The organism is Nocardia arseniciresistens (assembly GCF_046764875.1).
GTDB lineage: Bacteria > Actinomycetota > Actinomycetes > Mycobacteriales > Mycobacteriaceae > Nocardia > Nocardia arseniciresistens.
Window position 1 is genome coordinate 46,646 of record NZ_JBKORD010000031.1, and the last position, 18,853, is coordinate 65,498.

Annotated in this window: 19 protein-coding genes; 5 read left to right on the top strand and 14 right to left on the bottom strand. The window is 66.4% G+C overall.

Features of this window, described 5'->3' with window-relative positions; translation table 11 throughout:
- Positions 1–30: 30 nt before the first annotated feature.
- Genes hsaB through hsaA form a run of 4 tightly spaced genes read right to left on the bottom strand, consistent with a single transcriptional unit; the run spans position 31 to position 3,579 of the window.
- Entirely contained in the window at positions 31–606 is a 576-nt protein-coding gene (gene hsaB / locus ACLMAJ_RS37130; RefSeq protein WP_412018594.1) for a 3-hydroxy-9,10-secoandrosta-1,3,5(10)-triene-9,17-dione monooxygenase reductase subunit, read from the bottom strand.
- Positions 607–623: 17 nt separating this feature from the next.
- The gene (gene hsaC, locus ACLMAJ_RS37135) at positions 624–1,529 is read right to left on the bottom strand and encodes an iron-dependent extradiol dioxygenase HsaC (RefSeq protein ID WP_412018595.1); all 906 of its coding nucleotides are present in this window, start codon (positions 1,527–1,529) and stop codon (positions 624–626) included.
- Complete coding sequence (gene hsaD, locus ACLMAJ_RS37140) at positions 1,529–2,407, bottom strand: 4,5:9,10-diseco-3-hydroxy-5,9,17-trioxoandrosta-1(10),2-diene-4-oate hydrolase (RefSeq protein WP_412018596.1); 879 nt, start codon at positions 2,405–2,407, stop codon at positions 1,529–1,531. The genes hsaC and hsaD overlap by 1 nt, the downstream gene beginning before the upstream one ends.
- Positions 2,408–2,415: 8 nt before the next feature.
- Complete coding sequence (hsaA, locus tag ACLMAJ_RS37145; protein ID WP_412018597.1) at positions 2,416–3,579, bottom strand: 3-hydroxy-9,10-secoandrosta-1,3,5(10)-triene-9,17-dione monooxygenase oxygenase subunit; 1,164 nt, start codon at positions 3,577–3,579, stop codon at positions 2,416–2,418.
- Positions 3,580–3,777: 198 nt separating this feature from the next.
- On the opposite strand from hsaA, the gene ACLMAJ_RS37150 reads away from it, so the two are divergent.
- Entirely contained in the window at positions 3,778–4,992 is a 1,215-nt protein-coding gene (locus ACLMAJ_RS37150) for a 3-ketosteroid-9-alpha-monooxygenase, oxygenase component (RefSeq protein ID WP_412018598.1), read from the top strand.
- Positions 4,992–5,324: a hypothetical protein gene (locus ACLMAJ_RS37155; protein WP_412018599.1), complete on the top strand. Its 333-nt coding sequence runs from the start codon at positions 4,992–4,994 to the stop codon at positions 5,322–5,324. The genes ACLMAJ_RS37150 and ACLMAJ_RS37155 overlap by 1 nt, the downstream gene beginning before the upstream one ends.
- Here ACLMAJ_RS37155 and ACLMAJ_RS37160 read toward each other — a convergent pair whose 3' ends face one another.
- Complete coding sequence (locus tag ACLMAJ_RS37160) at positions 5,325–5,735, bottom strand: cupin domain-containing protein (RefSeq protein ID WP_412018600.1); 411 nt, start codon at positions 5,733–5,735, stop codon at positions 5,325–5,327.
- Positions 5,736–5,889: 154 nt separating this feature from the next.
- On the opposite strand from ACLMAJ_RS37160, the gene ACLMAJ_RS37165 reads away from it, so the two are divergent.
- Positions 5,890–6,813, top strand: a complete 924-nt coding sequence (locus ACLMAJ_RS37165; protein WP_412018601.1) for an AraC family transcriptional regulator — start codon at positions 5,890–5,892, stop codon at positions 6,811–6,813.
- A gap of 71 nt (positions 6,814–6,884) precedes the next feature.
- Here ACLMAJ_RS37165 and ACLMAJ_RS37170 read toward each other — a convergent pair whose 3' ends face one another.
- The 9 genes from ACLMAJ_RS37170 to ACLMAJ_RS37210 form a co-directional block, all read right to left on the bottom strand.
- Entirely contained in the window at positions 6,885–7,940 is a 1,056-nt protein-coding gene (locus ACLMAJ_RS37170; protein ID WP_412018602.1) for a saccharopine dehydrogenase NADP-binding domain-containing protein, read from the bottom strand.
- 98 nt (positions 7,941–8,038) lie between these two features.
- Complete coding sequence (locus tag ACLMAJ_RS37175) at positions 8,039–8,869, bottom strand: NAD(P)H-binding protein (protein ID WP_412018603.1); 831 nt, start codon at positions 8,867–8,869, stop codon at positions 8,039–8,041.
- Between the two features lie 109 nt (positions 8,870–8,978).
- Positions 8,979–10,229 carry an MFS transporter gene (locus ACLMAJ_RS37180; RefSeq protein ID WP_412018604.1) on the bottom strand — a complete coding sequence of 417 codons (1,251 nt, stop codon included), beginning with the start codon at positions 10,227–10,229 and terminating at the stop codon, positions 8,979–8,981.
- A gap of 22 nt (positions 10,230–10,251) precedes the next feature.
- Entirely contained in the window at positions 10,252–10,686 is a 435-nt protein-coding gene (locus ACLMAJ_RS37185) for a MarR family winged helix-turn-helix transcriptional regulator (protein WP_412018605.1), read from the bottom strand.
- Between the two features lie 199 nt (positions 10,687–10,885).
- Positions 10,886–11,941 (bottom strand): acyl-CoA dehydrogenase family protein, encoded by a 1,056-nt coding sequence (locus ACLMAJ_RS37190; RefSeq protein WP_412018606.1) that lies wholly within the window; start codon positions 11,939–11,941, stop codon positions 10,886–10,888.
- Complete coding sequence (locus ACLMAJ_RS37195; RefSeq protein WP_412018607.1) at positions 11,938–12,969, bottom strand: acyl-CoA dehydrogenase family protein; 1,032 nt, start codon at positions 12,967–12,969, stop codon at positions 11,938–11,940. Before ACLMAJ_RS37195 ends, ACLMAJ_RS37190 begins: the two co-directional genes overlap by 4 nt.
- 52 nt (positions 12,970–13,021) lie before the next feature.
- Entirely contained in the window at positions 13,022–14,176 is a 1,155-nt protein-coding gene (locus tag ACLMAJ_RS37200) for an acyl-CoA dehydrogenase family protein (RefSeq protein ID WP_412018608.1), read from the bottom strand.
- Positions 14,176–15,063, bottom strand: coding sequence for an enoyl-CoA hydratase (locus ACLMAJ_RS37205; protein ID WP_412018609.1), 888 nt, complete (start codon positions 15,061–15,063; stop codon positions 14,176–14,178). Before ACLMAJ_RS37205 ends, ACLMAJ_RS37200 begins: the two co-directional genes overlap by 1 nt.
- On the bottom strand, positions 15,063–16,616 hold the full coding sequence (locus tag ACLMAJ_RS37210) for a FadD3 family acyl-CoA ligase (RefSeq protein ID WP_412018610.1): 1,554 nt from the start codon (positions 16,614–16,616) through the stop codon (positions 15,063–15,065). Before ACLMAJ_RS37210 ends, ACLMAJ_RS37205 begins: the two co-directional genes overlap by 1 nt.
- Positions 16,617–16,732: 116 nt before the next feature.
- Between ACLMAJ_RS37210 and ACLMAJ_RS37215 the strand changes: the two genes are divergently transcribed.
- Together ACLMAJ_RS37215 and ACLMAJ_RS37220 are read left to right on the top strand one after the other, a co-directional pair.
- Positions 16,733–17,923, top strand: a complete 1,191-nt coding sequence (locus tag ACLMAJ_RS37215; RefSeq protein ID WP_412018611.1) for an acyl-CoA dehydrogenase family protein — start codon at positions 16,733–16,735, stop codon at positions 17,921–17,923.
- Positions 17,920–18,729 carry an SDR family oxidoreductase gene (locus tag ACLMAJ_RS37220; protein ID WP_412018612.1) on the top strand — a complete coding sequence of 270 codons (810 nt, stop codon included), beginning with the start codon at positions 17,920–17,922 and terminating at the stop codon, positions 18,727–18,729. Before ACLMAJ_RS37215 ends, ACLMAJ_RS37220 begins: the two co-directional genes overlap by 4 nt.
- Positions 18,730–18,853 lie beyond the last annotated feature (124 nt).

The following is an 18,853-nucleotide window of genomic DNA, read 5'->3' on the forward strand; positions in this document are numbered from 1 at the left end:
AAGAATATCGGGGAAATGGCCTGCGTGAAGCTAGAGCCAGGTATCGAGCGTCGTTGTGGTGAGGAAGTGGTCCAGGTCGTAGCGCCAGGGGGCCGGGACGGTCTTGTCCGGTTCTATCGCGCTGTACTGGCCGCGGTAGAACAACAGCGGCCTGCCGGAGGTGGTCGACTCCGACAGGGCCAGCACTCGGCCGATCACGATGTAGTGATCGCCGCCGTCGACGACGCTGTCCACCGTGCACTGGATGGTGGCCAGGGCGTCGTCCAGCAGCGGAAGCTCCAGTTCTGAGGTGCGCCAGCCGATTTCGGCGAACTTGTCGGGTTCGCGGGAACCGAAGCGGGCACACAGCTGCTGCTGTTCCTCGGCGAGGACGTTGACGCAGAAGCGTCCCGACTGTTCGATGGCCGCCCAGGATCTCGAGGTCTTGGTCGGGCAGAACAGCACCAATGGCGGTTCGAGGGAGAGGGCGGCGAATGACTGGCAGGCGAAACCCATCGGCGCGCTGTCACCGTCGAAGGTGGTGATCACCGTGATGCCGGTGGCGAACTGGCCGAGTACGTTGCGGAACTGCCGTCCGTCGATCGCGGGATATTCTTCGGTTGTCATGTCGCTCGCCCCTGTGGTCACTGCTGTCGCTGTCCTACCGTGAAGTCGTGACCCCACAGGCTCACCGCGGTGGATTCCCGGGCGATCCATGAATGATCGTCGACTTCGAGACCCTCGCAACCGAATTCGACATCGAAGCCGCCAGGGGTCTTCATATAGAAGGACAGCATCTTGTCGTTGACGTGCCTGCCGAGCGTCGCCGACATCTTCACCTTCTTGCGCAGCGCGCGATCGAGGGCAAGCCCGACGCTGTCGGAGCCCTCCACCTCGAGCATCAGGTGCACGATGCCGCTCGGGGTCGGCATGGGCAGGAACGCGAGCGAGTGGTGACGCGGATTGCAGCCGAAGAAGCGCAGCCAGGCGGGTTCGCCGTCGGCGGGCCGCCCGACCATCTGCGGTGGCAGCCGCATGGAATCGCGCAGCCGGTAGCCGAGCACGTCTCGGTAGAACGTCAGCGAGGCTTTGTCGTCTTTGGTGCTCAGCACCACATGGCCGAGTCCCTGTTCGCCGGTGACGAACGTATGCCCGTAGGGGCTGACCACACGCCGATGTTCCAGCGCCGCACCGTGGAAGGCCTCGAGCGTATTGCCCGACGGATCCTCGAAACGGATCAGCTCATCGACCCTGCGGTCGACCCGCTCCGCCGCGGTGCCCTCCTTGAAAGGCACCCCGGCACCGTCGAGCCTATCCCGAATATCTTGCAGTTCAGCGGCATTGGCGGTCTCCCAGCCGGAAACCTGGAGCTGGTCCTTTTCGCCGGGCACGATGACCAGGCGAGCGGGGAAGTCGTCCATCCGCAGATACAGCGCGTTGGGGTCGGCGCCCTTGCCCTCGACCATGCCGAGCACCTTGAGCCCGTACTCGCGCCAGGCCGCCATATCGGTGGCCTCGATGCGCAGATACGCCAGTGATCGAATGCCCATCACTTCTCCTTGACGCCGGCAAGGAAGTCGCTTGCCAGCCGGTTGAATTCGTCGAACTTCTCCAGCTGCGCCCAGTGCCCGCACCCACCGAACACGTGCAACTGGACCCGCGGAATCATCTTCGTCGCGACCAGCGCGCCGTCGAGTGGATTCACTCGATCCTCTCGGCCCCAGATGAGCAGCACCGGCTGGCGCAGCTTGTACGCCTCCCGCCAGATCATGCCCTTCTCGAAGTCGGGTCCGGAGAACGACTTGCCCATCGCCCTTGTCGCCGCGAGCGATTCGGGCAGGCTGGCGGAGGCGAAGCGCTCATCGATCAGTTCCTCGGTGATCAGCGACTGATCGAAGACCATGATCCGCAGGAACGCTTCCAGGTTCGCCCTGGTCGGTTCGTAACTGAACTTCGCGAGGTTCTTCACGCCTTCGGTGGGATCCGCGGCGAACAGGTTGACGCTCAACCCGCCAGGACCCATCAGCACCAGCTTGCCAGCGCGATCCGGGTAGTCGAGCGCGAACCGCACCGCGGCGCCGCCGCCGAGGGAATTGCCGAGCAGGTGCACCCGCCCGGTGATCTCCAGGTGGTCGAGCAGATCCTTCAGTGCCGAGGAGCTGTGGATGTAGTACTGCGGATGGTCGATCGGCTTGTCCGACAACCCGTACCCCGGCTGGTCCACGGCGAGCACATGGAAATTCCGCGCTAGCACCGGAATATTGCGCGCGAAGTTCGACCAGGAGGAGGCGCCGGGTCCGCCGCCGTGCAGCAGCACGATCGTCGGGCCGTTGCCGACGCCTGCCTCGTGGTAGTGCAGCCGCAGGTCGGGGCGGACCTGCGCGTACTGCGAGGTGGATTCGAAGGTGAGTTCTGCTGTCGAGGTCACGGACTCTCCTAGACCATGCCGTCTGTGACGGGCAGGCCGAACTCGTGGGTGCCGTACATGACATAGGCGCGCTCGGGATCGTTGGCCGCGTGTACCCGGCCCGCGTGCGCGTCGCGCCAGAAGCGTTGCAGCGGAGTGCCGTTCGCGAGCGCGGTAGCGCCCGAGCTCTCGAAGAGCTTGTCGATGGATGCGATCGCCCTTCCGGTGGCGCGGACCTGATCGCGTCGAGCCCGCACCCGCAGGTCGAACGGAATCTCCTCGCCGGCGAGTAGCAACGCGTATTCGTCGGCGACATTGCCCGACAGCTGCCGCCATGCGGCGTCGATATCGCTGGAGGCCTCTGCGATCCGCACCTTGGCGAACGGGTCGTCCTTGGCCTTCTCGCCCGCGTAAGCGGCGCGGATGCGCTTGCCCTGGTGCTCGACGTGCGCATCGTAGGCGCCGTAGGCCATGCCGACGATCGGCGTCGCGATGGTGGTGGGATGGATGGTGCCCCACGGCATCTTGTACACCGGGTCGGTGTTCTGCTCCAGGCCGGGCGAGGCGAGTTCGCTCATCTTGCGGAAGCTGAGGAATCGGTGCGACGGCACGAAAACCTCGTCGACCACAACGGTGTTGGATCCGGTGCCGCGCAGGCCGACCACATTCCACACGTCATCGATGCGGTAGTCGGTGCGCGGGATCAGGAAGCTGCCGAAGTCGACAGGCTTGCCGTCCTTGATCACCGGGCCGCCGAGCACTGCCCAGGTGGCGTGGTCGGAGCCCGAGGACCAGGCCCACGCGCCCTTGACGATGTAGCCGCCATCGACCACCGTGCCCGCGCCCATCGGAGCGTAGGACGACGAGATACGGACCTCGGGGTCCTCGCCCCATACGTCTTCCTGGGCCTGCTGCGGGTACAGCGCGAGGTGCCAATTGTGCACGCCGACGATGCCTGCCACCCAGCCGGTGGAGCCGCACGCGCTCGCGATCTTGCGGACCGTGTCGTAGAAGACCACCGGGTCGGCCGCGTGCCCGCCCCACTGCTTGGGCTGTAGTAGCCGGAAGAATCCGGTTTCCTGCAGCGCCTTCATCGATTCGTCTGGGATGCGCCGCAGGTCCTCGGCCTCCTGCGCGCGCTCGCGCAGCGTCGGCAACAGCGCTTCGACCCGTTCGGTCACTTCTTGCGTCATCTCGGGACCTGCTCCTGCCTGGTCGGATTGATAACCGGTACTCATTTGCCTCTGAGACTAGAACAGGTTCTTATTTATGTCGAGAACGTGCGTTCATCTCGAAGTAAGTATGGACATGTGCTGGAAGTCGGCCGAATCGCTGGCGTGGAACGCGACATTTTTGTAACGTGTTCTAGTACAGAAGGAGGAGGAATCGCGATGGCAGTTACCCCACAGGGGAGCGGTGCGAAGGTCCGAGAGCTCGATGTGGGCTCCGCACCCACCCGATATGCGCGGGGTTGGCATTGCCTCGGCCTGGCGAAATCGTTCCGTGACGGCAAGCCGCACGCGGTCGAGGTGTTCGGCACCAAGCTCGTGATCTGGGTCGATACGAACGACGAACTTCGAGTGCTCGACGCCTACTGCAGGCATATGGGCGGCGATCTGAGCATGGGCGAGGTCAAGGGCGACGACATCGCCTGCCCGTTCCATGACTGGCGCTGGTCGGGCACCAGCGGCAAGTGCACCGCGATTCCCTACGGGCGGCGTGTGCCGCCGCTGGCGCGGACCCGCAAGTGGACGACCCTGGAGCGCAACGGCCAGCTGTTCGTCTGGCACGACCACGAGGGCAGTCAGCCACCGCCGGAAATCACCATCCCGTATATCGAGGGTCCGTACACGACCTCCGATGGCGGGACGCTCGAGCAGCTCGACAGTGGATGGACCGACTGGACCTGGAACTCCATGCTGATCGAGGGTGCGAACTGCCGCGAGATCATCGACAACGTGGTCGACATGGCGCACTTCTTCTACATCCACTTCGCGTTCCCGACGTACTTCAAGAACGTCTTCGAGGGGCATATCGCCACTCAGTTCCTGGAGACCAAGGGTCGTCCCGACATCGGCATGGCCTCCAAGTATGGCGGCGACACCATGCTGAAGTCGGAGGCGTCGTACTTCGGCCCGTCGTACATGGTCAATCCGCTGGTCAATCTCTACAGCGGCTATGAGGTCAAGAGCGTCTTGATCAACTGCCACTACCCGGTGTCGCAGGATTCCTTCGTCCTGCAATGGGGCGTCACGCTGGAGAAGCCCAAGGGTGTCGAGGGCGATATGGCGGACAAGCTGGCCGCGAAGATGACCGAGGGCATCAGCGTCGGCTTCCTACAGGACGTCGAGATCTGGAAGCACAAGTCCAAGGTCGACAATCCGCTGCTCTGTGAGGAGGACGGCCCCGTCTACCAGCTGCGTCGCTGGTATGACCAGTTCTATGTCGACCTCGCCGAGGTGACCGAGAAGATGACGCAGCGTTTCGAGTTCGAGGTGGACACCACCAAAGCCAACGAGGCGTGGGAGGCCGAGGTCGCGGAGAATCTGCGGCGCAAGGCGGAAGCGGACGCGTTGGCGACCACGGAAGCGGAAGCGGGAGTCTGATGACGGCGACCTGGGCGAAAGCACCCGACTTCGCCGACCAACCGGCGCGGCGGGCCGAGGTGCAGGCCCAGACCGTGGTCGACAAGCAGCGCTATCTGGAGGAAGGACTGACGCCGCTGCGGTGTCAGTCCTGCCAGAGCGAGGTGCTGGTGCGCAAGGGTTCTTCGCACCAGACCTCGGTCCAGTGGACCGAGAATCCGGCGGCTCGCTGCCCCGTCTTCGCCAAGCTGAGCGCGGAAGGGTACGGCCCCGGCCGCCCCGAAACCTGTGCGCAACTGGAGAAGACGATCAAGCGGGCAGTCGACGAGGGCGTGCTCAAAGTAGTCGAATAATCAGTCCAGCTGGAAATCCGCGAAATCGAACCCGGGCGAGACGACGCAGCTCACCAGTACGTAGTCCTCGCCGGCCGGGCGTGCGGCCTGGCTGACACCACCCGGCACCACGGCCTGTAATACCTGACCGTGCTCGACGTCGGGCCCGAGGACGATCTCATCGCCACCGATGTCGAGTACCAACGGCCCGCCTCGATGCCACAGCCACACCTCGTCCGACCGCACTGTATGCGGAGCGGACTGCTCGCCTGGCATCAACAGGAAGTAGATCCCGGTCGCGCTCGCGCGCGCACCCGTATACCCCCGCGGTGTGAATTCCACGGCGCTGCGCCATGTCTCCCGATACCAGCCGCCCTCCGGGTGCGGTTCCAGATCGAGTGCGACGGCGAGCGGCGGTCGTTTGTCGGTCATCGTCCGACTATGCCTGATCGGCGTGCGGGAACGGTGGTCTGTTCATGGCTGCTTCGTGCGGCGCTCGCACAAGTTCATCTCATGAGCCAATAGGTGACTGTTAGATCGGTTTCTATGCCTTAAACACTCGTCGAGCACGCGCTATGGTAATCGAGTGGATATTCTCAGCGAGACCATCGCGGCCATCCGCACCGGCAATCCGGCCTCCGGCATGTTCGTCCGGCATGCGCCGTGGGGGCGCGCCTACCCGGTGGTGCCCGGCGCGGGCTTCCATGTGGTGCTGCAAGGTTCTTGCTGGTTGGTTCCGCCGAGCGGGGAGTCGTTCGCGCTCGGCGTCGGCGATGTCATCTTCATGCCGCGCGGCGCCGACCATGATCTGGTGGATCGTCTCGACAGCGCTGTCACCGAGCAGGCGCGGCCCGGGGAACCGCGCGAGATCGCGGGCAGCGGTGCACGGACCGCATTGCTTTGTGGTGCATACGAACTCGGTAGACAGCGGAGTCATCCACTGCTCGACGAACTACCCGAATTCATCCATCTGCCTGCCAGGCCCGGCCGCCACCCGTCGCTGCGCGCGACCGTCGACCTGCTCGCCGCCGAGGTGGCCGAGCCGCGCCAGGGTAGCGACGCGGCAGTTCCCGCAGTGCTGGAGACCCTGCTGCTTTTCATCCTGCGCGCCTGGTTCGACGAACAGGCCGCGACCAGCGCGCCCGTCACCGGCTGGGCGGGGGCCTTCGCCGACCCCGCCGTCGCAGCCGCTCTGCGTGCGGTGCACGAAGAACCCGCCCGTATCTGGACCGTTCCTGACCTCAGCGATGTCGCCGGCGTCTCCCGCGCAACCCTGGCTCGCCGTTTCACCGCTACCGTCGGGGAGCCCCCGCTGGCCTACGTCACCCGCTGGCGGATGCTCACCGCGGCGCGTCTGCTGCGCGATACCGACAGCTCGCTGAGCACCATCGCCCGAAAAGTCGGCTACACCTCGGAATTCGCCTTCGCCAAAGCCTTCAAGCGCGAATACGGCCAGGCCCCTGGGCAATACCGCCGCGCAGCGGACAAGCCCCCGCTGATCGCGGTCTGAACCGATGCCGGCCGGATCGCGTACCGTCTGTGGGGCAACGGATTTCGCGGCCCGGCCGTCGTGTCCGCGACTCACAGTTCGATGCGCCAGGTGATGCCGAACCGGGCGAGGGCGTCGAGGAAGTTCTCCGGGTCGAATGCTTCGGCGGCCGCGAGCGCCCCCGGCTTCGCGGTGCTGTCGGCGAGCCGGACCGCGGCCTCCACCGCCATCAGCGCCGAGTCCCGGTAGGCGTCGGTGCCGCTCAGCACGCCGCGCGCGGTACGGCCGACGCCGCCGAACGCATCGACGACGAAGTCGTAGCTCAGCCCCGAAGTCGGCTCGTTCGGAAGTGATTCGACGATTTCGGCGGTCAGTCCGCCGAGTTGGCTATGGAATGCGGTGTCGAGCACGCCCTCGACGTAGGAGACATTCGAGTGGCGAGGAATGGTGAGCACCGGGGGCTGCGGGAACTTCGAGACGGTCGTGGGTTCGGTGGCGCCGGGGAAGGTCATCTCCCCGTGCCGTGCGGCAGCGCCGGTCCGGAACTCACCGTCTTGGTAGTGCCAGCCGCCGGTGCGGAACCAATCGAGGCTCGCCAGCACCGTTTTCGCGCTGCCCTTGGAGCCGTTGCCCTCGCTCGTGCCGTGCAGGCTCATGGAGATCTCCACCGGGCCGGCGAGAAGTCGAGAGGTCAGGTAGCCGAGCAGGTCACCGGGGAGATTGCTATTGGTGATGCCGGGGACCACGCTCACCCCCGCCGCCTCGGCGCGGGCCGAGTACTCGTCGAACACCCGCTTGATGAACAGCTGCTCACCGGAGAGGTCCGTGTAGTGCGCACCCGCGTCGATCGCCGCGGCGAGAACTTCCTCGCCGTGGTCGACATAGGAGGGCAGGCTGCTGATCACCACGTCAGAGCCGGTGAATGCCGCGACAAGCGCGCCATGGTCGGACACCTCCGCGACCCGAACCTCGGCGGTCGGCAGTCCGGCGGCGGTCGCCGCCGCGTGCATGCGCTCGGCGTTGCGGCCCACCAGGATCGGTGCGATGCCGCGGCGGTTCAGTTCGGCAAGGAGATGGCCGCCGGTTACTCCGGTGGCTCCGTAGACCGCGATCGTCTTGGTGGACTCATTGGCATTCGTGTTTGTCATGACTCAAACAGTATGGCGATGATGTGAGTTAATGAATGGCTTGATTACTCGTAGTAATGTCTGAAACGCTCAGTATGTGTGGTGCTGAGCGCAGTGCGTCAGTTCGGCGCCCAGACTCCGGTCGCGGCGGCGGCGCGCGCGTAGTCGGCGAAGTCGCGCGGTCCGCGGCCGAGGATTTTCTGGACACCGTGCTCCAACCGGGCGTTGCGTCCGTCCATGAGCTTGGTGCGCAGGTATACCGACTGTTCCACCTCGGCCGCCGGCATGCCTTGCGCGGTCAGCGTTGCGGCGTAGGTGTCGGGTGGCACCTCGACGAATCGGATGTCCCGCCCTGTGGCAGCGCTGATCTCGGCGACCGCGTCGGTGAAGGTCAGCAGTCGCGGTCCGGTGAGTTCGTAGATCGCTCCCGAATGCCGCGGTTCGGTGAGCACGGTCGCCGCTACCTCCGCGATGTCGTCGGCGTCGATGAACGCCTCACCCACCGAGCCGACCGGCAATGCCACCTGCCCCGCACGCACATCGTCGAGCAGAAAGCCTTCGTCGAAGTTCTGGTCGAACCAGGCGACCCGCAGGATCGTCCACTCGGCACCGGACTCCTGTAGTCGCCGCTCACTGTCCAAGCCGAACTCGGCTCGCTGGCCCGACAGCATGACCAGCCGCCTGGCGCCCGCCGCAACCGCCTGCTCGGCGAAAGCGCCGATCACCTCCGGTGCTCCAGGCATCGCGACATCGGGGGAGTACACGACGAATACGGCGTTGATCCCGTCCAGCGCTGCCGCCCAGGTTTCCGGGTCCGTCCAATCGAACGGCGGCGTCCCCGAGGTGGAACCCACACGCACCGAACGGTTTACGGCACGAAGCCGATGCACCAGGCGGCGACCGCTCTTGCCGGTTCCACCGAGCACGAGCGTCTGCGCTGTCTCCAACATGCTGCTCCGTTCGAACGAAGGGATCTGGCACGCAAGGGTCCGGACTCGGCGGACGCTACAGGGATTGCCTGCGCGAGTCGGGGCAGACGCGCCGAAGAGCCGGTGGGGTTCAGTCGTCGCCTACGGTGATTGCCCGGGCCTCGTCGAGGCTGTGCGGCGCCGGGTCATGGTCGTCGATGTGGGCCAATGCGGTGCGGCCTGCGAAGAGGACCAGGATCCCGGCGGCCGTGCAGGCGGCGCCTACCCAGAACGGGAGGGCGACGCTGTGCTCGCCGAGCTTGCCTGCCAGGTAGGGGGCCGCCGCGCCGCCCGCGAAGCGGACGAAGCTGTATGCGGCTGAGGCGGTTGCGCGTTCGACCGGCGCCGAGATCATCACGGCCTCGGTGATCAGGGTGTTGTTGACGCCGAGGAACAGGCCCGCGATCACGGTGCCGCCGATCAGCACCGCTTTGTTCTCCGCGAAGGCGGCCATCACGGCGAGGTCAACGGCGAACAGCGCCAGCGATACGCCCATCATCGGCAGCGAGCCGAATCGGCGTTGCAGACGCGGCGCGAGGAAGACCGACGAGAGGGCGAGCAGGATGCCCCAGCCGCAGAAGATGAATCCGATCGCGTAGGTGCCCATGTCGAGTGGGAACGGGGTGTAGGCGAGCAGCGTGAAGAAGCCGAAGTTGTAGAGCAGCGCGGTGATGCTGACGGTGAGCAGGCCGCGATGGCGCAGTGCCTGGAACGGTGCCGCGATAGAGGTGCGGTGCGCCGGCTTCGGGGTCTCGGGCAGCAGGGTGAGAATGGCGATGAACGCGATGACCATCAGGACCGAGACGCCGAAGAACGGTCCGCGCCAGCTGATTCCGCCGAGCACACCGCCGACAAGTGGACCGGTCGCGATGCCGATGCCGAGTGCGGCTTCGTAGAGGATGATCGCGCGGGCGACGCCGCCGCTGGCCGCGCCGACGATGGTGGCAAGCGCGGTGGCGATGAACAGCGCGTTACCGAGGCCCCAGCCCGCGCGGAACCCGACGATCTGCGCGACGGTATCGGAAAGGCCCGCGAGCGCGGCGAACACGATGATGATCGAAAGTCCGGCCAGCAGTGTCTTTTTCGCGCCGAATCGGCTCGAGACCACACCGGTGATCAGCATGGCGACACCCGTTACGAGCATGTAGCTGGTGAACAGCAGTGACACCTGGGAGGGTGAGGCGTGCAACTGCTCGCCGATCGGTTTGAGAATCGGGTCGACCAGACCGATTCCCATGAAGGCGATCACGCTCGCAAACGCCACGGCCCATACGGCTTTCGGTTGCCCGGTCTGCTCCCCGGTGTCCGCAACCTTGTCGGTGCGGGACATGGTCATGCTCATCGGTATGCCACCTCGATGTCGATTAGTGCTGTGGCGTCGCCTTTTTCAGGGCGTCCAGCAGTTGGTTCAGATCTGTTTCCATTCGGGCGAGTCGGTCGGTGTCGAACTCGGACAGTCGGGTCGCGAGTGCGGTGCCGAAGGCGCGGCGCGCTCGGTGCAGCCGGTCACGTCCGGCCGGGGTGAGTTCGATGACAACGGCCCGGGAATCTTCCGGGTCCTTGCGTCGGGAGGCGAAACCCTCCGCGACGAGGCGGCCGATCAGCACCGTTGCCGCCGGCTGTGAACATCGATCGATACGGGCGAACTCGCTGACCCGCACGGCGCCGTGCTCATCGAGCACCGCCAGCGCTCGCATCACGGCCCGCGGCAGATCGTCGCCGCTGATCACCCCGGCCAGCCGGGTCAGCCGACCGGCGGTGACGAGTAGATTGACCACACTGTCTTCTGCTGCTGTCACCGGATTCTGCTGCACTGATTTATTATTACATAAGCTAACTATGCAAACATGGTGAGCTGCGTCATGGCGGGCCTACCTGCGGAGATGTCGCCATCCGGAGGTGAAGATGCCCGAGGAGTGCGACGACTCCGCCGGGGCACACGGGTCCCATGGTGACGGGCCGATGGTGACGCGGTCCGGTGGCCATCGGGCGATGTTGTTACACGGGTTGCGTCAGCGGCCTCCGTGGCGTGCCGAAAAGCTGTGCGTCGGCGTGGGCGCGCTTGAAGAACAGGTGCGCGTCGTGTTCCCAGGTGATGGCGATGCCGCCGTGCAGCTGGACGGTTTCGGCGACGATGGTGGCGAGCGTCTCGGAGCAGTGCGTGCGCGCGGCCCAGACGTCCTCGGCGGCCGACGGACTGCCGGCGGCGACGGCGGCGGTTGCCGCGTAGGAGGCGGACTTGGCCGATTCCAGCAGCACGTACATGTCGGCCATGCGGTGCTTGAGCGCCTGGAAGCTGCCGATCGCGCGACCGAATTGCACACGGGACTTGGTGTATTCGACCGTCATGTCGAGGCACTGTTCGGCGGCCCCGATCTGCTCCGCGGCCACTGCGGCCCAGGCGATTTCGCGCAGACGTGCCGTGACCGCCACCGGATCGCCACTGCCGAGCCTGCGCGCGGTGACCTCGGCGAAGGTGATCTCGGCGAGCTTGCGAGTCGGGTCCATCGTCGGGAGGGCGCGTCGGACAACGCCCTCGGCTGCGGCATCGACCTCGAAAAGGCCGGATGGTGTCACCACGATGAGAGTATCCGCATGAGTGCCATCGAGTACGTAACTGGCTGTGCCGGTCAGCGTTTCGTTGTCGGCGTGGACGCCGGGCGTATCCCAGCCACCTCGGCCCGCCCAGCACACCGCAATGGAGCGGGTGCCCTCGGCGACCTCGGGCAACAGCCGGTCGCAGGCATCGGCATCGCCGGACAACAGCACGGCCTGCACGCCGAGCACGGCCGAACCGATCATCGGAACACCGGCGAGGGTGCGCCCCAATTCGCTGACCACCAAAAGGGATTCGACAAGGCTCGCGCCGAACCCGCCGTATTCCTCCGGAATCGCCAGTGCCGCGACGCCGATCTGCTCGCACAGCAGCCGCCACAGCTGCGCGTCGTAACCGAGCTCGGTGTCCATGCCCGCGCGCACCGCGTCACGGCCCGCGTGCTTGGCGAGCAGCGCACGAACAGAGCTGACGAATTCGACATGCTCGGTGCTGGTCATAACGCACCTCGCGACGCACGCTCACCGGCTGCGTCCGCACTCAGCGCGCGAGCAATGCGCGCGCGGTGCATATCCGTCGTACCCCACGCGGACCGGAGCGCGGTGACCTTGGTCAACCACAGCGAAAGGTCGTACTCGGCGGTGTAGCCGATGGCGCCGTGCACCTGTAGTGCGGCCCTTGCCGCCTGATATGCGGCATCGCCGCAGGCCACGATTGCCGCCGACACATCGCGGCCGCGGGTGGTCTCGGACATGGTCAGCGCGGCGCGCAACAGCAGCGGCTCGGCGAGGTCGAGACCGATCAGTACGTCGGCCAACTTCTGCTTGACGGCCTGGAATTCGCCGATCGGCTTACCGAACTGCTTGCGCTGCTTGGCATATCCGGTAGCGGCATCGAGCAATGCCCGCCCTGCGCCGAGTAGCTGCGCCGCGGCCGCGAGCGCACCGGCGTCGAACGCCACCGCGATGGCCTCCGACACCTGTTCTCCCGAGGCGATCGTCTCGTCCGCCGCGACGGTGAACAGGCGACGAGCCGGATCGACCGACCGCACGATACCGGTCCGATGCGCGGTGTAGAGCTTGTCGCCATCGGCGATCAGCGCCACCTCCGCGGTGTCCGCGTCCAGCGCGACCGCGCCATGATCCGGCGAGGCGAAGGCCACGGTCCCCAGCGCCGCGCCGTCCGCGAAGCCCGGCAGCCAGCGGGCGGCGAGTGCGCCATCTGGAAGAGCTTGCAGCAGCGCGGGAATCGCGGCGGCGGTCTCGACGATGGGTCCCGGCACGGCGGCCCTGCCGATTTCCAGGAATGCGACCACGAGGTCGATCGGCTCGGCGCCGACCCCACCATTGCGTTCATCGACGGCGAGGCCGAGCACGCCCGCACCCGCCAGTTGGCGGATCAGTCCCCGGCCCGGCCGGGGATCGCCGACGGCCCAGGCGCGCACCGCGGTGGGGGTGCGTCCGGCATCGAGCAGTTTGCGCACGCTGGTGGCGAAGTCGAGTTGTTCCGGGCTGAGCGCGAATCTCATCGGCCGCTCCCTCTCGGTAGTCCGAGCAGCCGCTCGGCTGGATATTTCGCGATCACGATTTCGGCTCCCGCCGTGTTTCGCGCGGCAAGCCGAGTATCCGCTCGCCGATAATGTTGCGCTGAATCTCGTTGGTACCCGCGTAGATCGGGCCGGACAGCGCGAACAGGTAGCCGTCGATCCACGGTCCCGACCGCTCGGCGGCGGCGCCGAGTACCTCCAGTGCGGTCTCGTGCATGGCGATATCGAGTTCGGACCAGAACACCTTGGTGATCGAGGATTCCGCGCCGAGCTTGCCGCCCTCGTTGAGCCGGGTGACCGTCCCGAAGGTGTGCAGCCGGTAGGCCTCGCTGCCGATCCAGGCGTCTACCACCGCATCCCGCTGCGCGGTGTTGGTGTGGTCGCCGGTGTCGAGCCACAGATCGATCAGTCGCTGCGCGGTCGCGCTGAACCGGCCGGGGCTGCGCAGCGAAAGACCGCGCTCGTTGCTGGAGGTGCTCATGGCCACCCGCCAGCCGTCGTTCGGCTCGCCGATCACGTCGCGGTCGGGGACGAAGACGTCGTCGAGGAAGATCTCGGCGAAACCGGGCTCGCCGTCCAGCTGGGGGATCGGGCGGACGGAAACACCGTCGGCCGTCAGCGGGAACATCATGTAGGTGAGACCGCGATGCCGTTCGGCTTCGGGGTCGCTGCGGAATAGTCCGAATGCCCAGTCCGCGAACGATGCTCGCGAACTCCACGTCTTCTGCCCGCTCAGTAGCCAGCCCCCGTTGGCGCGGCGCGCGGTCGAGCGGATGCCCGCGAGATCGCTGCCCGCCTCCGGCTCGGACCAGGCCTGCGCCCAGATATCGTCGCCGCGCGCCATTCTCGGCATGATGCGGGCCAGCTGCTCGGGGGTGCCGTGCTCGAAAAGTGTTGGTGCGAGCAAGAAGATGCCGTTCTGGCTGACTCGCGCCGGTGCACCGGCGGCGTAGTACTCCTGCTCGAACAGCACCCACTCCAGCAGGGAGGCGTCGCGGCCGCCGTATTCCGGTTGCCAGGAGACGACCGAGAGACGCGCGTCGGCAAGGGTGCGCTCCCATTGGCGGTGCGCCTCGAAACCGAGCTTCGTATCCATCGAAGCCAGCGGCTTCGCGGGCTTGTTCGCGGCGAGGAATTCGCGGACTTCCCGCTGGAATTCCGTGGTCGCCGTATCGAGATCCAGATCCACTACGTTGTCCCGTTCTGTTCGGCGGTGCTCGCCGTCGCCTTCATGGATTCGGCGGTCATGCCGCCGAGCGAGTCGGCGCCGACCTCGGCGTTGTGCGCGTGCGCGAAGTGGTGCAGACCGAATACCGAATCCATGCCCGTGCGCATGCCCATCAGGTCCTCGGCCTGGTTCACCGCCTTCTTGGTGAGCGCAAGCCCGAATCGCGGCATGGTCGCGATCTTTTCGGCAAGCGCCAGGGTCTCGGCCTCCAGTTCCGCGCGCGGCACGACCCGGTTGACCATGCCCCACTCCTTGGCCTGTGCCGCGCCGAACCGGTCACCGGTGAACAGGAATTCCTTGGCCGCACGCGGTCCCATCACCCACGGATGCGCGAAGTATTCGACACCCGGGATACCCATGCGGACAACGGGATCGGAGAAGAACGCATCGTCGGACGCGACGATCAGATCGCACACCCATGCGAGCATGAGCCCGCCGGCGATGCACGCGCCCTGCACCATCGCGATGGTCGGCTTCGGAATCTCGCGCCAGCGACGGCACATGCCGAGATAGACCTCGAGCTCACGCGCGAACCGCTGATCGCCGCCTGCCTTGTCGACGTGGTCCCACCACAGCGCCGCCTTGTTCGGGTAGCGCACGTGATGATCGCGACCAGGCGTGCCGATATCGTGCCCGGCGCTGAAGTGTTTTCCGTTGCCCGCCAGCACGATCACGCCGACCTCGTCGTCCTCGACGGCACGCTCGAAGGCCGCGTCGATGGCGTAGGTCATCACCGAGTTCTGCGCGTTGCGGTAGTCCGGCCGATTCAAGGTGATAATCGCGACCCGGCCGCGCCGCTCGTAGGTGACGACGTCTCCCTCGTCGGGAACACCGGCTTCGTCCGACATTACGACTTCTCCTCACGTAGTTCTCGCTTGAGCACTTTCCCGGCGGCGCTGTAGGGCAGTCGATCGCGGAATTCGATGAGCCGCGGCACCTTGAAGTTGGCGAGCACGGTGGTGGCGTGGGCGAGCACCTGGTCTTCGCTCAAGCTGGAACCCGGCTTGCGGACCACGAAGGCCTTGCCGACCTCGCCCATCCGGGTGTCCGGCACGCCGATGACCGCCGATTCGACAACACCGTCCAGCCGGGCGAGAGCTTGTTCCACTTCCGCCGGATACACGTTGAAACCGCCGGAGATGTACATGTCCTTGAGCCGGTCGGTGATCTTCAGGTAACCGCGCTCGTCGAGGGTGCCGATATCGCCGGTATGCAGCCAACCATCGGAATCGATTGTCTCCGAGGTGCTTTCGGGATCGTCGAGGTAGCCGAGCATGACGTTCGGGCCGCGCAGCAGTACCTCGCCGTCGGGTCCGAGACGCAGCTCGAAGTCGGCGATCGGCCGGCCACAGGTGCCCGCGATGGTCTCGGCATCGTCGTCGGCGCGGCACATGGTGCCGAATCCGGCGGCCTCGGAAAGGCCGTAGCCGGTGATGACGACATCGAAGTCGAGCTCCGAACGCATCCGCTCGACCAGCACCACCGGCACCGTCGCCGCGCCGGTGACCGCGACGCGCAGCGTGCTCAGGTCGAACTTGTCGCGGTCGGGGAAGTCGAGGATCGTCTGGTAGATCGTCGGCGGCCCTGGCAGCACCGTGATCTGCTCGTCGCCGACCAGACCCATCGTGGCGGGCACATCGAACACCGCCTGCGGGATGATCGTCGCCCCGGTGACCAGGCAGGCCAGGATGCCCGCCTTGTAGCCGAAATTGTGGAAGAACGGGCTGACGACCAGGTAGCGGTCGGCGCCGCTGAGGGTGGTGCACTCCGCCCATGCCCGTACCACCGACAGTGCCTGCCGGTGCGCGACCAGGGTGCCCTTGCTGCGGCCGGTGGTGCCGGAGGTGAACAGGATGTCGGAGATGTCGTCGGGGGCGACCGCGCGTGCGCGCTTCTCGGCCTCGGCGACGGTGACCGGCCCCGCCGCCGCGGGCAGTTCCGACCAGTTCAGCACGTTGGCTCCCGCGGCCTCGGTGCCGGATTCGACCGGGATGACGACGATCGTATCGATGGCCAATTCCGGCGCGGCCACGCGCAGTTCGGTGAGCCGATCGCGGCCGAGGAAGGTGCCCGCGATGAACAGCGCCTTCGCATCGACCCGTGCGAGCACGTCGGCGGCCTCGTCGGCGACATAGCGGGTGTTGAGCGGCACCAGGGCGGCGCCGGCGTAGTGGGCGGCCAGCGCCGCGATCACCCAGTGGTGGGTATTGGGTGCCCACATGGCGACCCGGTCGCCTGTCTGCACCCCGCGCGCGATGAGTGCTCGCGCCACCTCCTGGACCGACGTCAGCAACTGCGTCCAGTCGAGCCGGACGTCGCCGTCGCCGACGGCGGGTGCGTCGCCGTAATCGCGTGCGGCGTCGTGCAGTGCCAGCGGTGTCGTTTGAGCAGGGGTTGTCACGGTTGTCCTCACCGTCGGTGCGGTCGTTGATGCCGATGCTGGAGTCGAAGTCGCCAGGCCGGGCCCAATGCGATGGACTTTAACAAAGCAAGTGCTTGGTAGGTTATCCTACCGTTGTGGTTGCGATCCAGACCTCAGATTCCGACACTGCCGCAGAGGATGCGCGGTTTTCCGCAGAAGTGCGTCAGTGGTTGGACCAGAATCTCAGCGGAGAATTCCGCGAACTGCGCGGACTAGGCGGTCCGGGCCGGGAACACGAGGCGTTCGACGAACGCCTCGCCTGGGACCGGCACCTGGCGGCGTCCGGCTGGACCTGCCTCGGCTGGCCCAAGGAATACGGCGGCCGCGAGGCGTCGGTGCGCCAGCAGGTGATCTTCCATGAGGAGTACGCCAAGGCCAACGCGCCCGCCAGGGTCTCGCACGTCGGCGAGGAACTGCTCGGTCCGACCGTCATCGCCTTCGGCACCGACGAGCAGAAGGCCAGATTCCTGCCTGGCGTCCGCAATGTCAGCGAGCTGTGGTGCCAGGGCTACTCCGAACCCGGTGCGGGCTCGGACCTGGCGGCCATCACCACCACCGCGCAACTGGACGGCGACGAATGGTCGATCAACGGCCAGAAGATCTGGACCTCGCTGGCCCACGTCGCCGACTGGTGCTTCGTCATCGCCCGTACCGAACGTGGCTCCTCGCGTCACAAGGGCCTTTCCTACCTGCTGGTTCCCATGAAGCAGCCGGGTATCGAGGTGCGCCCGATCATCCAGCTGACCGGAACCTCGGAGTTCAACGAGGTCTTCTTCGACAACGCGCGCACCGGTGTGGACCTGGTGGTCGGTGCGCCCGGCGACGGCTGGCGCATCGCCATGGGCACGCTCACCTTCGAGCGCGGCATCTCCACCCTGGGCCAGCAGATCAGGTTCGCCCGCGAACTCGCCGATGTCGAAGCGCTCGCGCGGCGCACCGGCGCGGCCGACGATCCACTGATCGCCGACCGAATCGACAAGGCTTGGGTGGGACTGCGCGTGCTACGCGCCCACGCACTGCGCACGATGCAGGCCACCGGCGCCGATGACGGGGGCCAGGCGTCGGTATCGAAGCTGCTATGGGCCAACTGGCATCGCGGCCTCGGCGAACTCGCCATGGCGGTGCTCGGTCCCGCGGGCCTGATCGCCGACGAAGACGACCTGAACGAATGGCAGCGGCTGTATCTGTTCACCCGCGCCGACACCATCTACGGAGGTTCGAACGAAGTGCAGCGCAACATCATCTCCGAGCGCGTGCTCGGTCTGCCGAGGGAAACACGTCCATGAACGACAGCACCGCGCGGCCGCTCTCCGTCGCACCTGAGCCGACCCCCGGCCACGGCCTGCTGATCGGCAGGACCGCCGTTGTCACCGCTGCCGCTGGCACCGGGATCGGCTCGGCCACCGCACGCAGGCTGCTGTCGGAGGGCGCGGATGTCGTGGTGTCCGATTGGCACGAGCGGCGGCTCGCCGAGACCGAGGTCGAACTGAAGGCCGAGTTCCCGGATCGCAGGGTCGCGTCGATCGCGTGTGACGTGCAGAGCACCGAGCAGGTCAACGAGCTGGTGCGTGGCGCGGCAACCGCTTTCGGCCGCATCGACATCATGGTCAACAACGCGGGCCTCGGCGGCGAGACCCCAGTGGTCGATATGACCGACGAACAGTGGGACCGCGTCCTCGACATCACCCTCAACGGCACCTTCCGCTGCACCCGCGCCGCGCTCGGCTACTTCCGCGATGCCGGCCACGGTGGCGTGATCGTCAATAACGCGAGCGTCCTCGGCTGGCGTGCCCAGCACGGCCAGGCGCACTACGCCGCCGCGAAGGCGGGCGTGATGGCGCTGACCCGATGCAGTGCGATCGAGGCCGCCGAACTCGGCGTCCGGATCAACGCGGTCGCGCCGAGCATCGCGCGGCACGCGTTCCTGGACAAGGTCAGCTCGACCGAATTGCTCGACCGGCTCTCCGAGGGCGAGGCCTTCGGCCGCGCCGCCGAGCCGTGGGAAGTGGCCGCGACCATCGCCATGCTGGCAAGCGACTACACCTCATATCTCACCGGAGAGGTCGTCTCGGTAAGCAGCCAACGCGCTTGAGTTTTTTTGGCAGCGCCTGCGGCGCTGCGTGTTCGCGGCTGTGTCTTTTTGGCGACGCCTGCGGCGTCGCGTGTTCGCGGCCCCCTTGGTCTCGCTTCCGAGCAGTCGAGACTCGCGCCTTCGG

Coding starts and splice junctions, on each gene's coding strand:
- ACLMAJ_RS37180 (WP_412018604.1), bottom strand. CDS start 10,229: ATGAGCATGACCATGTCCCGCACCGACAAGGTTGCGGACACCGGGGAG.
- hsaC (WP_412018595.1), bottom strand. CDS start 1,529: ATGGGCATTCGATCACTGGCGTATCTGCGCATCGAGGCCACCGATATG.
- ACLMAJ_RS37190 (WP_412018606.1), bottom strand. CDS start 11,941: ATGACCAGCACCGAGCATGTCGAATTCGTCAGCTCTGTTCGTGCGCTG.
- hsaB (WP_412018594.1), bottom strand. CDS start 606: ATGACAACCGAAGAATATCCCGCGATCGACGGACGGCAGTTCCGCAAC.
- ACLMAJ_RS37170 (WP_412018602.1), bottom strand. CDS start 7,940: ATGACAAACACGAATGCCAATGAGTCCACCAAGACGATCGCGGTCTAC.
- ACLMAJ_RS37220 (WP_412018612.1), top strand. CDS start 17,920: ATGAACGACAGCACCGCGCGGCCGCTCTCCGTCGCACCTGAGCCGACC.
- ACLMAJ_RS37195 (WP_412018607.1), bottom strand. CDS start 12,969: ATGAGATTCGCGCTCAGCCCGGAACAACTCGACTTCGCCACCAGCGTG.
- ACLMAJ_RS37150 (WP_412018598.1), top strand. CDS start 3,778: ATGGCAGTTACCCCACAGGGGAGCGGTGCGAAGGTCCGAGAGCTCGAT.
- ACLMAJ_RS37175 (WP_412018603.1), bottom strand. CDS start 8,869: ATGTTGGAGACAGCGCAGACGCTCGTGCTCGGTGGAACCGGCAAGAGC.
- hsaA (WP_412018597.1), bottom strand. CDS start 3,579: ATGACGCAAGAAGTGACCGAACGGGTCGAAGCGCTGTTGCCGACGCTG.
- ACLMAJ_RS37205 (WP_412018609.1), bottom strand. CDS start 15,063: ATGTCGGACGAAGCCGGTGTTCCCGACGAGGGAGACGTCGTCACCTAC.
- ACLMAJ_RS37155 (WP_412018599.1), top strand. CDS start 4,992: ATGACGGCGACCTGGGCGAAAGCACCCGACTTCGCCGACCAACCGGCG.
- ACLMAJ_RS37160 (WP_412018600.1), bottom strand. CDS start 5,735: ATGACCGACAAACGACCGCCGCTCGCCGTCGCACTCGATCTGGAACCG.